Origin of the sequence: Leifsonia sp. TF02-11, from assembly GCF_017565305.1 — a bacterium.
GTDB lineage: Bacteria > Actinomycetota > Actinomycetes > Actinomycetales > Microbacteriaceae > Leifsonia.
In genome coordinates this window covers 1-13,879 of record NZ_JAGEKP010000020.1, presented here as the reverse complement: position 1 = coordinate 13,879, position 13,879 = coordinate 1, and the positions used below count along the sequence as shown (strand labels likewise).

General features: G+C 72.1%; 13 protein-coding genes. 4 read left to right on the top strand and 9 right to left on the bottom strand.

Annotation, left to right across the window (positions count from 1 at the left end; translation table 11 throughout):
- Positions 1-388 precede the first annotated feature (388 nt).
- The 9 genes from JNB50_RS19850 to JNB50_RS19810 form a co-directional block, all read right to left on the bottom strand.
- The gene (locus JNB50_RS19850) at positions 389-1,426 is read right to left on the bottom strand and encodes a sulfate/molybdate ABC transporter ATP-binding protein (protein WP_208041880.1); all 1,038 of its coding nucleotides are present in this window, start codon (positions 1,424-1,426) and stop codon (positions 389-391) included.
- The gene (locus JNB50_RS19845; RefSeq protein WP_208041879.1) at positions 1,423-2,226 is read right to left on the bottom strand and encodes an ABC transporter permease; all 804 of its coding nucleotides are present in this window, start codon (positions 2,224-2,226) and stop codon (positions 1,423-1,425) included. The genes JNB50_RS19850 and JNB50_RS19845 overlap by 4 nt, the downstream gene beginning before the upstream one ends.
- Complete coding sequence (gene modA / locus JNB50_RS19840) at positions 2,223-3,038, bottom strand: molybdate ABC transporter substrate-binding protein (protein WP_208041878.1); 816 nt, start codon at positions 3,036-3,038, stop codon at positions 2,223-2,225. The genes JNB50_RS19845 and modA overlap by 4 nt, the downstream gene beginning before the upstream one ends.
- Positions 3,035-3,439, bottom strand: coding sequence for a molybdopterin-binding protein (locus JNB50_RS19835; RefSeq protein ID WP_208041877.1), 405 nt, complete (start codon positions 3,437-3,439; stop codon positions 3,035-3,037). Before JNB50_RS19835 ends, modA begins: the two co-directional genes overlap by 4 nt.
- A 46-nt stretch (positions 3,440-3,485) precedes the next feature.
- Positions 3,486-3,899 (bottom strand): molybdenum cofactor biosynthesis protein MoaE, encoded by a 414-nt coding sequence (locus JNB50_RS19830; protein WP_208041876.1) that lies wholly within the window; start codon positions 3,897-3,899, stop codon positions 3,486-3,488.
- Positions 3,896-4,903 (bottom strand): bifunctional molybdenum cofactor biosynthesis protein MoaC/MoaB, encoded by a 1,008-nt coding sequence (moaCB, locus tag JNB50_RS19825; protein WP_208041875.1) that lies wholly within the window; start codon positions 4,901-4,903, stop codon positions 3,896-3,898. The genes JNB50_RS19830 and moaCB overlap by 4 nt, the downstream gene beginning before the upstream one ends.
- Complete coding sequence (glp, locus tag JNB50_RS19820) at positions 4,900-6,114, bottom strand: gephyrin-like molybdotransferase Glp (protein ID WP_208041874.1); 1,215 nt, start codon at positions 6,112-6,114, stop codon at positions 4,900-4,902. The genes moaCB and glp overlap by 4 nt, the downstream gene beginning before the upstream one ends.
- 70 nt (positions 6,115-6,184) lie before the next feature.
- The gene (locus tag JNB50_RS19815; protein ID WP_208041873.1) at positions 6,185-7,360 is read right to left on the bottom strand and encodes a ThiF family adenylyltransferase; all 1,176 of its coding nucleotides are present in this window, start codon (positions 7,358-7,360) and stop codon (positions 6,185-6,187) included.
- 57 nt (positions 7,361-7,417) lie between these two features.
- Complete coding sequence (locus JNB50_RS19810) at positions 7,418-8,944, bottom strand: molybdopterin-dependent oxidoreductase (protein ID WP_208041872.1); 1,527 nt, start codon at positions 8,942-8,944, stop codon at positions 7,418-7,420.
- Between the two features lie 84 nt (positions 8,945-9,028).
- Between JNB50_RS19810 and JNB50_RS19805 the strand changes: the two genes are divergently transcribed.
- From JNB50_RS19805 to JNB50_RS19790, 4 genes are all read left to right on the top strand, one after another.
- Entirely contained in the window at positions 9,029-11,584 is a 2,556-nt protein-coding gene (locus JNB50_RS19805; protein WP_208041871.1) for an RNA helicase, read from the top strand.
- 125 nt (positions 11,585-11,709) lie between these two features.
- Entirely contained in the window at positions 11,710-12,918 is a 1,209-nt protein-coding gene (locus JNB50_RS19800; protein WP_208041870.1) for an inorganic phosphate transporter, read from the top strand.
- Positions 12,915-13,247 (top strand): peptidase, encoded by a 333-nt coding sequence (locus tag JNB50_RS19795; protein ID WP_208041869.1) that lies wholly within the window; start codon positions 12,915-12,917, stop codon positions 13,245-13,247. Before JNB50_RS19800 ends, JNB50_RS19795 begins: the two co-directional genes overlap by 4 nt.
- A gap of 84 nt (positions 13,248-13,331) precedes the next feature.
- Complete coding sequence (locus JNB50_RS19790; RefSeq protein ID WP_307794810.1) at positions 13,332-13,841, top strand: hypothetical protein; 510 nt, start codon at positions 13,332-13,334, stop codon at positions 13,839-13,841.
- The last annotated feature ends 38 nt before the right edge of the window (positions 13,842-13,879 follow it).

Below are 13,879 nucleotides of genomic sequence, written 5' to 3'. Positions count from 1 at the left end.
TCGTGCCACGAATGTCGATATTCGTGACGAATCGCGTGCCCGCCCGCGAGGCTCGGCTGGCGCGGGGCTCAGGCCGCGTGAGATTCGTGACGAATGTCGCGATTCGTGCCACGAATGTCGCGATTCGTGACGAATCGTCTGCCCGTCGGCGAGGCTCGGTTGGCGCGGAGCTCAGGCTGCGTGGTTTTCGTGACGAATTTGGCGATTCGTGGCACGAATGTGGGGATTCGTGACGAATCGCGTGCCTGCCGGCGGTGTTCAGGGGTGTCGACATTCGTGACGAATGTCGTGATTCGTGGCACGAATGTGGGGATTCGTGACGAAACTCGGTGCGGGGCGAAGCGAGCGGTGCGGAGCGGCGGTGCGCGGCGCGGCGCGGCGCGGCGCGTCAAGTGGGGGAGATGCGGACCTCGGCGGGGGGCACGGTGAGCGTGACGCGGGCTCCGATGGTGAGGCGCAGTTCCGCGACGACGGCGGCGGGCACGAGCGCGGTGAGGCGGTCGGTGCGGACCCGCACGAGGTCGTCGCGGGGCTCCAAGGCGGTCACGGCGGCGGCGATGCCGGCACCGCCGTCCGGCCCGCCGCCCGCCCGGAGGGTCACGGCCGACGGCCGCACCACCGCGGTGACCGGGCGCCCCGGCGCGATGGGCGCCGTCGGCGTCCCGTCGAGCGCGAGGCCGTCGTCCGTCACCAGGCCCCCGGCCGTTCGCACTCCGGTGAGGAGGCTGAGGCCGGCGAGCTCGGCGGTGAACGGGTGGCGCGGATGCGTGAGGACCTCCCGTGTCGGGCCCTCCTCCACGACCCGGCCGCCGTGCAGCACGGCGACGCGATCCGCGAGCAGGTACGCGTCGAGGGCGTCGTGCGTCACCACGATCGCGGTGCGCCCGGAGAGCACGTCGGCCAGCATCCCGCGCAGTTCGCCGGCCACGGCGACGTCGAGCGAGGCGAGTGGCTCGTCGAGGAGGATCAGCTCCGGTTCGGCGGCGAGCGCGCGTGCGATCGCCACCCGCTGGGCCTGCCCTCCCGAGAGGTCGCCCGGCCGGCGGTCGGCCAGCGGGCGGACGCCGGTGCGGTCCAGCCACTCGTCGGCTTTCGCGCGGGCCGCCGCCCGCGAGACACCGGACGAGCGCGGGGCGAACTCGACGTTCCGGCGCACGGTCAGGTGCGGGAACAGCAGGGCGTCCTGCGCGAGCAGTGCGATCGCGCGCCGGTGCGGCGCCAGCCAGCTGGTCGGGAGGTCGAAGAGGGTGTCGTCGGCCAGCGTCGCCCGTCCGTCATCGGGTCGGATCAGTCCGGCGAGCACGCCGAGGACCGTCGACTTGCCCGCCCCGTTGGGCCCGAGCAGAGCGAGCGTCTCGCCGGAGGCCAGGCTCAGCGCGACGTCGACATCGCGGTCGGCGACGCGCGCGGAGAACTGCAGCGTCATGTCGTCCTCCGCCGCAGCGGCTCCCCGGCACCGTGGGCGACGGCGACGACGGCGATCGCGACCGCCATGAGCACCAGCGACAGCGCCACCGCCGCGTCGGGATCGGTCTCCCGCTGCAGATAGATCTCCAGGGGAAGGGTGCGCGTGGTCCCCTGCAGGCTGCCGGCGAAGGTCAGCGTGGCACCGAACTCGCCGAGGGCCCTGGCGAACGACAGGATCGCCCCGGAGACGATCGCGGGGGCGACGAGCGGCAGCGTCACACGGAACAACACCGACGACGGCCCGGCGCCGAGCGTGGCGGCGACGGCCTCGTAGCGCTCGCCGGTGGTCCGCAGCGCCCCCTCCAGGCTCAGCACGAGGAACGGCAGGGCGACGAACGTCTGCGCGATGATGACGGCGGGGGTGGAGAACGCGATCGGGATGGCTCCCTCGAGGAGGCCGCGCCGGCCGTAGAGGGCGAGCAGCGCCAGACCGCCGACCACAGGCGGCAGCACCAGCGGCAGCAGCACGATCGCGCGGACGAGACCCCTGCCACGAAACGGCACGCGGGCGAGCACGATCGCCATCGGGATGCCGAGCACGAGGCAGCCCAGGGTCGCGGTGAGCGAGGTGCGCAGGCTCAGCAGCAGCGCGTCGATCGACTCCTGCGAGGTGATGAGTGCACCGAACTGCGGCCAGTTCACGCGGGTCACCATCGCGACGATCGGCAGCAGGACGAAGAGCGCCCCGAGCGCGGCGACGACGAGGATCCAGCCCGGGATGCCGGTCGCTGACGCGTCCGCCGCCTTCCGGCGGGTCACGGCGTGCCGAAGCCGGCCGCCTCGAGCACCTTCTTGCCCTCCGGCCCCGTCACGTACGCGATGAAGGCGGCGGCCCCCGTGACGTTCGGTCCCTGCCTGATCGCGACGATCGGATAGGTGTTGACCACGCCCTCCGCCTCGGGGAACGGTACGGAGTCGACGCTCTTCCCCGCGCCCTTCACATCGGTCACGTAGACGACGCCGGCGTCGGCCTCGCCGGAGGAGACCTTGCCGAGCACGTCGGTGACCGACGACTCCTGGCTCACCGGGGACAGCTTCACGCCCGTGTTCGTCTCCACCGTGGCTGTCGCGGCACCGCACGGTACCTGCGGAGCGCAGACGACCGTCTTCACGCCCGGCTTGGCGAGGTCCGCCCACGCGGTGATGTGCGCGGGGTTTCCGGGAGGCACGGCGATTGCGAGCACGTTGGTGGCGAAATCGACGGGATCGCCGCCGGTGACGCCCGCACCGATGGCCTTCTTCATGTTCTTATCGTCCGCCGAGGCGAAGACGTCGGCCGGCGCGCCCCCGGTCAGCTGCGTGACCAGGTCGGACGACCCGGCGAAGCTGAAGGTGACGGTGCTGCCCGGGTTCGTCTTCTCGAACTCCCGGCCGAGCTCCGTGAACGTCTTGGTGAGGGAGGCCGCGGCGAAGACCGTGATCGTTCCGGTGATCGCGTGCTTCGTTGGCGTCGGCGACGCCGCGGGCGCCGACGCGTCCGCCGAGCACCCGGTCGTGGCGAGCAGCACGGCCGCGAGCGCGGCTCCGGCGATCGCGAGCCTGCTGCCCGTTCTCCTGCGGATGCCGCTCATTCGGCTACCGCCGCGGTTTCGACGATGACGTTGGTGGCTTTGACCACCGCGACCGCGACCGATCCCAGCTCCAGCCCGAGCTCGCGCGCGGCCTCGCTGCTGATCAGCGACACGACGCGGTGCGGGCCGCACTGCAGCTCCACCTGAGCCATGACCTTGTCGACGACGAGGTCGGTGACGATTCCGACGAACCGGTTGCGGGCCGAGCGGCCGACGCCGGCCGGGTCGGCGGGGAGCACGGCGTTCTGCTTGGCCATCCTGGCGAGCTCGAGTCCGTCGACGACGGTCCGCCCACCCTCGTCCTTCGTGCTCGAAAGGAGACCGGCGTCGACCCAGCGACGCACCGTGTCGTCGCTCACTCCCAAGAACGCGGCGGCGTCCCGTACCCGTATCTGCGGCATGAGAAGAACTCTAGACCGGCAGATGCGGAGAAATCGAGAGGAAGGATCAGAGGCCGACCCACTCCGACTCGCCGTCGGAGAAGTGCTGTCGTTTCCAGATCGGCACACGCGACTTGATGAGCTCGACGAGCTCTGCGCACGCGGCGAACGCCTCGGCGCGGTGCGGTGCGGCGACGGCGGCGATGAGGGCGAGGTCGCCGATGGTGAGCGAGCCGACCCGGTGCACGGCGGCGACCCGGAGGCCGGTGCGCTCGGCGACCTCCTCGCAGCAGGCCTGCAGGAAGGCGGCGGCTTCCGGGTGTGCGCGGTAGTCGAGCGAGACGACGGGCCGCCCGCCGTCGTGATCGCGCACGATGCCCTGGAACGCGACCACCGCCCCAGCCTCCTTGCGCCAGACGAACGCGTCCAAGGTCGACGGGTCGAGGGGACGGTCGGAGACGTCCGCGAACACCGCACTCATCGCGCCGCCCCGTCGTGGTCGCCGCCGCGCAGCTGGTCGAGCAGGTGCGCGAGCACGGGCTCCAGTACCGCCAGGCCGTCGGCGACCCCGCCGCGCGAACCGGGGAGGTTCACGACGAGGGTCGTGCCGGCGACACCGGCGAGGCCGCGACTGAGCGCGGCGAGGGGGGTGGAGGCGGCGCCGCGTGCGCGCAGCGCGTCGGCGAGGCCGGGGAGCTCGCGGTCGAGCACCGCGGCGGTCGCCTCCGGGGTCCGGTCGTCCGCGGACACCCCGGTGCCTCCTGTGGTGATGACGACGCCGGGTCGCTCGGCGACCACTGCGCGCAGGGCGCCCGCGATGTCGGCGTCGGCGACGACGCGCACCTCGGCCCGCAGGCCCTGCCCGGCGAGCCAGTCCGCGATGACCGGGCCGGTCGTGTCGGCCGCCGCTCCCGCTGCCGCACGCGTGGAGGCGACGAGGACGACGGCGTCGTCGGGTCGAGCAGGCGCGGGCGGAGCGATCGCGGCCGACGCCGGGAGGTCCATCTCACCGGGCCGGCGCCAGTCGCCGCGCTTGCCGCCGCTCTTGGCGACCAGCCGCACGTCGGTCATGCTCGCCGCCGGGTCGACCGCCTTCACCATGTCATGCAGGGTCAGTCCGGCGACAGCGACGGCGGTCAGCGCCTCCATCTCGACCCCGGTGCGGCCGCGGGTGCGGGCGACGGCCTCCACCTCGATGGCACCCGCCGCCTCGTCGAGTGTGAAATCGACCCGCACCGAGGTCAGCGGCAGCGGGTGGCAGAGCGGGATGAGGTCGCTCGTGCGCTTGGCGCCCGTGATGCCGGCGATGCGCGCGGTGGCCAGCACGTCGGCCTTGGGCAGATCGTCGGCCGCGACCAGCCGCACCACCTCCGGCGTCGTCACGAGGCGGCCGCGCGCGACGGCCTCCCGGTCGGTCTCCGGTTTCGCGCCGACGTCGACCATACGGGCGCGGCCGTCGGCGTCCAGGTGGGTGAGCTCGCTCATAGCGTCCAGACTGTCACGTCCGCGCCGGCCTCGACGGCCTCCGCGTCGGCGGGCAGGTCGATGAGCACGTCCGCGTTCGCCATGGCGGCCACCAGGTGCGAGCTGGGACCGGACACCGGCGCGACGCCGTCGGCGCCGACGCGGCCGCGGAGGAACTGCCGCTTGCCCGGCACGGAGCGCACGGATTCCGCCAGCCGGAGGCGGCGCGTCGGCAGCGCGGGGAGGCCGGCCGCTTCGCGCAGCGCTGCACGCAGGAAGACGGCGAACGACACCTGGGTGCTGACCGGGTTGCCGGGGAAGCAGAGCACAGGCACGCCGTCGACGACCGCCGTCGCTTGCGGGCCGCCCGGCTGCATCGCGACGGTCGTGACCTCGGCGCCGCGGGGGAGGAGCACCTCACGGACGACCTCGTATGCGCCCTTCGAGATCCCCCCGGAGGTCACCACGAGGTCGCTGGCAGCGACGGCGGCGTCGAAGACCCGCGCGAACGCCTCCGGGTCGTCGTCGCTGCTCGCGCGCAGCGAGACCACGGCGCCGGCCTCCTCGACGAGGGCGGCGAGGGCGACGCCGTTCGCGTCGAAGACCTGGCCGAACCGTACGCCCTCGCCCGGAGTGGCGAGCTCGGACCCGGTGGTGAGCACCGCGACCCGCAGCCGTGCCCGGACGTCGACCGTCGTGACGCCGGCCGCCGCCAGCGCGGCCAGATGCCGCGGGGCCAGGCGCGTTCCCGCGCGCACCAGCACCTCGCCGCGGTGGAGGTCGCTCCCGCGCTCGCGCACGAACTCCCCGCGTTTCCGCGGCCGTCGGATCTCGACGACAGCGCCGGCGAGATCGTCGTCCCTGCCGAGTACGAGCTCGGTGTCCTCCACGGGCACGATGGCATCGGCGCCGCTCGGCACCGGCGCTCCCGTCATGATGCGGATGGCGGTGCCCGCGGCGAGCACGAGCGGCACTTCGTGGCCGGCGGGGACGTCGCCGCTGACCTCGAGCGCGACGGGGACGTGCGCGACGTCCGCAGCGCGAACGGCGAAGCCGTCCATCTGCGAGTTGCGGAACAGCGGCAGGTCGACCTCCGAGCGCACGTCCACCGCCGCGACCCGGCCGGCGGCCTCGGCGAGCGGAACGGCCTCCCGTTCGGGCTCAGCGGTCAGCGGCGCCAGCAGCCGGGTGACGTGGTCGACGTGTTCCTCGACGCTGCGTTGTGCGGTCATGGGTTCAGTATCCCGCGCCGGCGAGGGGACGGGGAGGCAGCGCGGGCCGGGTCGGCGCAGGGGAGCCCGGTCAGTAGCGCGGGAGGCCGGGGTCGACCTCGCGCGACCAGGCATCCAGACCTCCCTCGAGGACGATCCCTGGAACGCCGACGGCTGCGAGGGCGCGACGCGCAGTCTCCGCGCGCACGCCGTGGTGGCAGATGATCACGATCGGGTCGTCGCTCAGCCGCTCCGCCACGCCGGCGGCGTCGCGCACGACGACGTCCAGCGGCACCAGCAGCGAGCCGGGCAGCTCGGCGATGTCGGCCTCCCAGGGTTCGCGCACATCGAGGAGGGTGTGCGGCTCGCCGGCCGCGAGCCGTGCGGCGAGCTCGCCGGGCGAGACGGAGGTCGCCGACGCCGCGGGCACCGGCTCCGGCTCGGCGACGATTCCGCAGAACAGGTCGTAGTCGATCAACTCCGTGACAGGCTCGGCCGCCGGATCCTCCGCGTAGGCGAGCTCGCGGAACGTCCCGCGCAGCCCGTCGTGCACGACGACGCGGCCGAGCAGGAGGTCACCCTCCCCGGTCACGACCTTGATCGCCTCGCTCGCCATCAGCGACCCGATCACCCCGCACACGCTCGGGAGCACGCCGGCCTCCGCGCAGCTCGGCACCGTGCCAGGCTCCGGGGGCTGGGGGAAGAGGTCGCGGTAGTGCGGGCCGCGTCCTGCCCAGCTGAGCCCCACCTGCCCTCCGAACCGGTGCACGGCGCCCCAGACCACGGGCAGGCCGGCCAGGGAGGCGGCGTCGTCCACGAGGTAGCGCGTCGGGAAGTTGTCGCTGCCGTCGAGGACGAGATCGAAGTCGCCCAGGATGCGCTTGGCGTTCGCCGACGTGAGCCGTTCGGCGAACACGCGCACGTCGATCCCGGCGTCGATGGCGCGGATCGCGTCGGCGGCCGACGCCGTCTTCGGCCGCCCGAGGTCGCGCTCGCCGTGGATCGTCTGCCGGGGGAGGTTGCTGATCTCGACGCTGTCGTCGTCGACGACCCCGATCGTGCCGAAGCCCGCGCCCGCGAGCAGCGGAAGGACGGCGGAGCCGAGGCCGCCCGCGCCGACGACCAGCACCCGGGCGGCGCGCAGGCGGCGCTGCGCGGCCTCCCCGAAGCCGGGGAGCTGCTCGGTGCGGGCGTACCGCGCCCGGAGCGCCGACGGGAGGGCGGGCCCGGGCGCCACGAGGGCGGGGGGACGTTCGGGGGAGGCCATGGTCCTAGTCAAGCACCGTGCGCCGTTGGGAGGCGTCCGCTCGCGCGCGGTCGCTCATCAGGCGACGGTGACGCTGATCGTGTGCAGGCCGGTCGCGCCGTCGGGCACGACGTCCTGCACCTTGGCGGTCTGCACGGTCCCGCGGGCGTCGGTGGCCCTGACCTTGATCGTGTGGGAGCCGGGCGTCGCGTCCCACGCGTATTTCCACTGCCGCCAGGTGTCGACGGAGATCGCGTCGGCCAGCGTCGCCTGCTGCCAGTCGCCGCCGTCGACCTGCACCTGGACAGCGCTCACGCCCACGTGCTGCGACCAGGCGACCCCGGCCACGGCGACCGTCCCCGCCTTCACCTGGCGGCCGTCGGCGGGGACGTCGATGCGCGACTCGAGTTTGACCGGCCCGCGTTCCGACCAGCCGCGGTCGGTCCAGTACGACGTCGCCTTGTCGAACCGGGTCACCTCCAACTCGACAACCCACTTCGTCGCCGACACGTAGCCGTAGAGGCCCGGCACCACCATCCGCACGGGATAGCCGTGCTCGAGCGGGAGGGGTTGGCCGTTCATCCCGACGGCCAGGATGGCGTTGCGCCCGTCGGTGAGAGCCTCCAGCGGCGTACCGGCGGTCCAGCCGTCCTGACTGTGCGAGAGCACCATGTCGGCGTCGGCCGACGGCTTGGCCCTGGCCAGCAGATGCCGGATCGGGTAGCCGAGCCACCGGGCGTTGCCGATCAGGTCGCCGCCCACCTCGTTGGAGACGCAGGTGAGGGTCGTGATCGACTCCTCCAGCGGGAGGGCGAGCAGCTGGGCGAAGGTCAGCTCCACCTCGGTCTCGACCATCCCGGTGATCTTCAGCCGCCAGTCCTGCGGCTGGATGCCGGGGATCTGCAGGGCGGTGTCGATGCGGTAGAAGTCGGCGTTCGGAGTGATGATCGGCGACAGGCCCGCGACGTCGAACGAGGCGCCGGCCGGCACGGGAGGCGCGGCGACGGCGGGCTTCGGGAGGTGGAACGCGGCGCGGGCCGCGGCTGCAGCACGGTAGCCCGACGCGACCACCTGGCCGACGACGGCCGCGAGGATGCCGCCGAGCGCTGTGCCGCTCGCGGCCGTCACGAACCGGCGCCGGGACACGCTGCCGTTCGGCGCGACCCGCGTCGGCTCTGTGCCGCGCAGCAGACCGATGAGCCAGCCGAGGAAGAGGATGCCGACCAGGGCCGCGAGCGCCGACGGCAGCACATCGACGATCCCGCCGCCGCTGCGGGTGATCGCGGCGAACGCTCCGACGACCCCGCCGACGCCGATCAGCACCCGGCCGAGGGGCGGCCTGCGCAGCTCGACCCAGCCGGCCAGGCCCCCGCCCACGATCAGCACGACCGCCAGCGAGACGATCAGGAATGTCTTGTCCCCGGTGCCGAACACCCCGATCACTGCGTTCTTGAGCCAGGCGGGCGTGAGGTCGATCACCAGGGAGCCGACGACCAGGATCGGGCTGCCGTCCTGCACCCCGATCGCGCTGACGATCTCCGCCGCACCGACGCCGGCGGCCACGCTCGCGACCCCGGCCGCGGCGGCCCGCCAGAACGCTCTCATGTCCGAAGGATACGCACCCGATCCGGTGGATACGCCGAGGGTTCCTGCGGGGTGTCGGAGCAGCCTGTGACAGGCTTGAGCACTATGGCCTCCCTGCGCGTCGACGACCTCCCCGGCTGGACCGGGCCCGGCTCCGTCGGAGAAGACGCCGTGTACGAGGCGTTCGTGGCCTGGGCCGAGGGAACGGGCATCACGCTGTACCCCGCACAGGACGAGTCGCTCATCGAGATCGCGGGCGGCGCCAACCTCATCCTGTCCACCCCGACCGGGACCGGGAAGTCGCTCGTGGCCATCGGTGCGCACTTCGCCGCGCTCGCCCGCGGCGATCGCAGCTTCTACACGGCGCCGATCAAGGCGCTCGTCTCCGAGAAGTTCTTCGCGCTGGTCGACGTCTTCGGGGCGGAGAACGTGGGGATGATGACCGGCGACTCCTCGGTCAACGCCGACGCGCCGATCATCTGCTGCACGGCCGAGATCCTCGCCAACCTCGCGCTGCGGCAGGGGGAGGACACCCCTGTCGGGCAGGTCGTCATGGACGAGTTCCACTTCTACTCCGACCCCGATCGCGGCTGGGCCTGGCAGGTGCCGCTGCTGATCTTGTCGCGCGCGCAGTTCGTGCTCATGTCGGCCACGCTGGGCGATGTGACGGCGCTCGCCGCCGACCTGAGCCGCCGCACCGGCCTCGAGACCGCGACGGTCACCGGCGTCGAGCGACCGGTGCCCCTGCACTACTACTACGAGCTGACGCCGATCCACGACACCGTCGAAGACCTCCTGCACACCGGTCAGGCGCCGATCTACATCGTCCACTTCTCGCAGCTCGCCGCCCTGGAGCGCGCCCAGTCGCTCTCCAGCGCCAAGATCGCGAGCCGCGAGCAGCGCGACGCCATCGCCGAGGCGATCGGCGCGTTCCGGTTCACGACCTCCTTCGGGCGGACGCTCTCGCGGCTGCTGCGCCAGGGCATCGGCGTGCACCACGCGGGGATGCTGCCCAAGTACCGACGGCTGGTCGAGCAGCTCGCCCAGCGCGGGATGCTGCGGGTGATCAGCGGCACCGACACGCTCGGCGTCGGCATCAACGTGCCGATCCGCACCGTGCTGCTGACGGCACTCACCAAGTTCGACGGCACCCGGATGCGGCAGCTCAACGCGCGGGAGTTCCACCAGATCGCCGGCCGTGCCGGACGCGCAGGCTATGACACCGCCGGAACGGTCGTCGTGCAGGCGCCCGAGCACGAGAGCGAGAACGCCAAGGCGCTCGAGAAGGCCGGAGACGACCCCAAGAAACGTCGCAAGATCGTGCGGAAGAAGGCGCCGGAGGGCTTCGTCTCGTGGGGCGAGCCGTCCTTCCGCAAGCTCGTGGAGGCCGAGCCGGAGACGCTGACGTCGTCCATGCAGATCACCAGCGCGATGCTCATCAACGTCATCGGCCGCGGCGGCGACGTCTTCCGCCACGTGCACGACCTGGTGTTCGACAACCACGAGTCCTGGAAACGGCAGCTGGCCCTCGCCCGCCGCGCGCTCGGGCTCTACCGCTCGCTCCTGACCGCCGGAGTCGTGGAGGTCGTCGACGGCGAGATCCGGCTGACGGTCGACCTCCAGCCCAACTTCGCCCTCAACCAGCCGCTGTCGCCGTTCGCGCTCGCCGCGTTCGAGCTATTCGACGCGGAGTCGCCCACGTACGCCCTCGACATCGTCTCGGTCGTGGAGGCCACGCTCGACGACCCGAGGCCGGTGCTCTCCGCACAGCAGTTCCAGGCGCGCGGCGAGGCCGTCGCGGCGATGAAGGCCGAGGGGATCGAGTACGACGAGCGCATGGAGGCGCTCGAGACGGTGACGCATCCCAAGCCCCACGACGAGCTGCTGCACGAGGCCTTCGCCACGTACGCCTCCAGCCAGCCCTGGGTCGCCGACTTCGAGCTCAGCCCCAAGTCCGTGGTCCGCGACCTGTACGAGCGCGCGATGACCTTCGGCGAGTTCATTTCCTTCTACAAGCTCGCGCGGTCGGAGGGCGTCGTGCTGCGCTACCTCTCCGACGCCTACCGCGCCCTCAACCAGACCGTTCCGCTCGACCTGCGCACCGAGGAGCTGCGCGACATCGTCGAGTGGATCGGCGAGCTGGTCCGCCAGGTCGACTCCAGCCTCCTGGACGAGTGGGAGGAGCTGGTGCACCCCGACGCGGCCAGGCACGCCGCCGAATCGGGCGAGCTCGCGCCTCCCGCGCCCCGCACGGTCACGGCCAACCGCCGCGCGTTCTTCGTGCTCGTGCGCAACGAGCTGTTCCGCCGGGTGCAGCTCGCCGCGCTCGACCGCGTGCAGGAGCTCGGCGCCCTCGAGAACGAGGCGGCGGCGCTCGCGGAGGCGCCGGCCCCGTCGTTCACCGAACTGCAGTGGGACGCGGCGCTGGAGGCGTATTACGCCGAGCACGACGAGATCCTCACCGACGCCTCGGCACGAGCCGCGGCGATGATCGTCGTCGACGAGAGCCCCGCCGAGTCGGAGGGTCTCTGGCGGGTGCGCCAGATCCTCGCGGACCCGGCGGGCGACCACGACTGGGGGATCGCCGCCGAGGTGCTGCTGGCCGACTCGGCGCGCACGGGCGCCGCGGTCATCCGGGTGACGGGCGTCGACCGGTTGTGACGGTTTGACGCACGCGAGACGCGCGTGCGAGCATCTACACGGTCGCCTCTCGCGGCGCCAGGCACTCCGCATGAACCTCCGATGAACTTTTGTCGGCGGTCCGTCTCCACACGAGAAAGAAACCGGTGGATCTCACCCTCATCATCGTGCTGGTCATCGCGCTGGCCCTCTTCTTCGACTTCACCAACGGGTTCCACGACACCGCGAACGCGATGGCGACCCCGATCGCCACGGGAGCCATGCGACCGAAGGTCGCGGTCGCGCTCGCCGCGATCCTGAACCTGGTCGGCGCCTTCCTCTCCACCGAGGTGGCCAAGACCATCTCGGGCGGCATCATCAACGAAGGACCGGGCGGCGTCCTCATCTCGCCGGAGCTGATCTTCGCCGGCCTGGTCGGCGCGATCGTCTGGAACATGGTCACCTGGCTCTACGGCCTGCCGTCGTCGTCGAGCCACGCGCTGTTCGGCGGTCTCATCGGCGCGGCGATCGTGGGAGCCGGCATCGACTCCGTGAACTTCTTCGTCGTTCTCGAGAAGGTCGTGCTGCCGGCCGTCATCGCGCCGTTCACGGCCGGCGTCGTCGCGTACGCGGCGACGAAGCTCGCGTACTGGATCACGCGCCGCTACGACGGCCGGCCCGACGGGCGAGGAGGCTTCCGCTACGGTCAGATCTTCTCGTCGTCCCTGGTCGCCCTCGCGCACGGCACGAACGACGCGCAGAAGACGATGGGCGTCATCACCCTGCTGCTGATCTCTGCGAACCTGCTCCCGGCGGGCAGCGGGCCGCCGTTCTGGGTCGTCGTCTCGTGCGCGCTCGCGATCGCGATCGGCACCTACTCGGGCGGCTGGCGGATCATCCGCACGCTCGGCCGCGGGCTCACCGAGGTCAAGCCCGCGCAGGGCTTCGCCGCGGAGACCAGCACCGCCGCGACCATCCTGGCCTCCAGCCACCTCGGCTTCGCCCTCTCGACGACGCAGGTCGCCTCCGGATCGGTGATCGGCTCCGGTCTCGGCCGGCGGGGGTCGTCGGTCCGTTGGGGCACGGCGGGTCGCATCGCCATCGGCTGGGTGCTCACCCTGCCGTCCGCGGCGATCGTCGGAGCCGCTGCCGCCCTGATCGCAGCGCTCGGGCCGGTCGGCATCGCGTTCGACACGATCGTCGGCATCGCCGTCGTCGTCTTCATCTTCTGGCGTTCGCGCCGCAACCAGGTGTCCAGCGCCAACGCCGTGGCGCCCGTTCAGGGTCAGAGCGACGTCGCGGCCTCCGGCCGGGTCGTGAAGATCAAGAAGGTCAAGCCGCTCAAGCGCGAGCGCGACAGGAAGGAGTCCGCATGAGCGCGTTCCTGTCGTTCGTCGTCGTCTTCGCGGCGTCCCTGATCGGCGCCTGCGTCATCGTCGGCTTCTACGCGCTCGGCACCCGGCTGCTCGCGGTCGCCGGTCGCGCGCTGTTCGTCGAGCCGGCGGAGTTCACCGACGCGATCACGGTGATCACACCGGAGGAGGCGGCCAAGGCGCAGAAGAAGGCCGACAAGGCGCGCCGCAAGAACCCGCTCGGCGACGGCCAGAAGCGCGCCGCGCTCGCCGGCGCCTACGCCTGCTTCGTGCTGTGCGGCCTCGGCGTCCTCTACGGGCTGTACCTGATCATCCCGTACTTCCACGCCTGAGCCGGGGCTTCGAAGGGCACGTTGTTGTCCCTTTCGGCGGCCGAAAGGGACAACAACGTGCCCCTCGGCGTGCAGAATGTGGGTGTGACGAGCCCCGAGCAACTGTCGCGGCCGCTCCGCGGCCTCCGCATCGCCCTGGCGATCGTGGCCTGGTTCAACCTGGTCTCCGCAGTCGTCGGGATGGTCGGCCTCACCGTCTTCGGCGGCATGGGCATCCCGCTGGAGTGGCTGCACGGCAGCGTCTTCGACTCGTACCTCTGGCCTGGCGTGATCCTCGGTGTGGTGGTCGGCGGCGTCCAAGCGCTCGCGCTCGTCGTCCAGTACCGCCGCTACCGCCTCGCCTGGGGCATGCACGCCGCCGCGGGGCTGGTGATGATGATCTGGATCTTCGTCGAGATCGCCATAATGCTCGTCTGGTCGCCGCTGCACGGGATCTACTTCGCGACGGGTCTCCTGCAGACCGTGCTCGCCGTGCTCGCCCTCGGCGCGTGGCCGCGCCCGTTTCTGGCACGGGCTCAGCCTGCCCCTCGCGGACACCGCGGCAGCGCTCAGTCCGTGCCGCGGACGCGGGCGATGCTGTTCATGACGTGGTAGACGACGATCGCGGCGATGGCGCCGAGCGCGATGCCGTT

Excerpts from the sequence above, each read along its gene's own strand:
- JNB50_RS19850 (WP_208041880.1), bottom strand. The coding sequence starts at position 1,426 with ATGACGCTGCAGTTCTCCGCGCGCGTCGCCGACCGCGATGTCGACGTC.
- modA (WP_208041878.1), bottom strand. The coding sequence starts at position 3,038 with ATGAGCGGCATCCGCAGGAGAACGGGCAGCAGGCTCGCGATCGCCGGA.
- JNB50_RS19835 (WP_208041877.1), bottom strand. The coding sequence starts at position 3,439 with ATGCCGCAGATACGGGTACGGGACGCCGCCGCGTTCTTGGGAGTGAGC.
- JNB50_RS19830 (WP_208041876.1), bottom strand. The coding sequence starts at position 3,899 with ATGAGTGCGGTGTTCGCGGACGTCTCCGACCGTCCCCTCGACCCGTCG.
- moaCB (WP_208041875.1), bottom strand. The coding sequence starts at position 4,903 with ATGAGCGAGCTCACCCACCTGGACGCCGACGGCCGCGCCCGTATGGTC.
- glp (WP_208041874.1), bottom strand. The coding sequence starts at position 6,114 with ATGACCGCACAACGCAGCGTCGAGGAACACGTCGACCACGTCACCCGG.
- JNB50_RS19815 (WP_208041873.1), bottom strand. The coding sequence starts at position 7,360 with ATGGCCTCCCCCGAACGTCCCCCCGCCCTCGTGGCGCCCGGGCCCGCC.
- JNB50_RS19810 (WP_208041872.1), bottom strand. The coding sequence starts at position 8,944 with ATGAGAGCGTTCTGGCGGGCCGCCGCGGCCGGGGTCGCGAGCGTGGCC.
- JNB50_RS19805 (WP_208041871.1), top strand. The coding sequence starts at position 9,029 with ATGGCCTCCCTGCGCGTCGACGACCTCCCCGGCTGGACCGGGCCCGGC.
- JNB50_RS19795 (WP_208041869.1), top strand. The coding sequence starts at position 12,915 with ATGAGCGCGTTCCTGTCGTTCGTCGTCGTCTTCGCGGCGTCCCTGATC.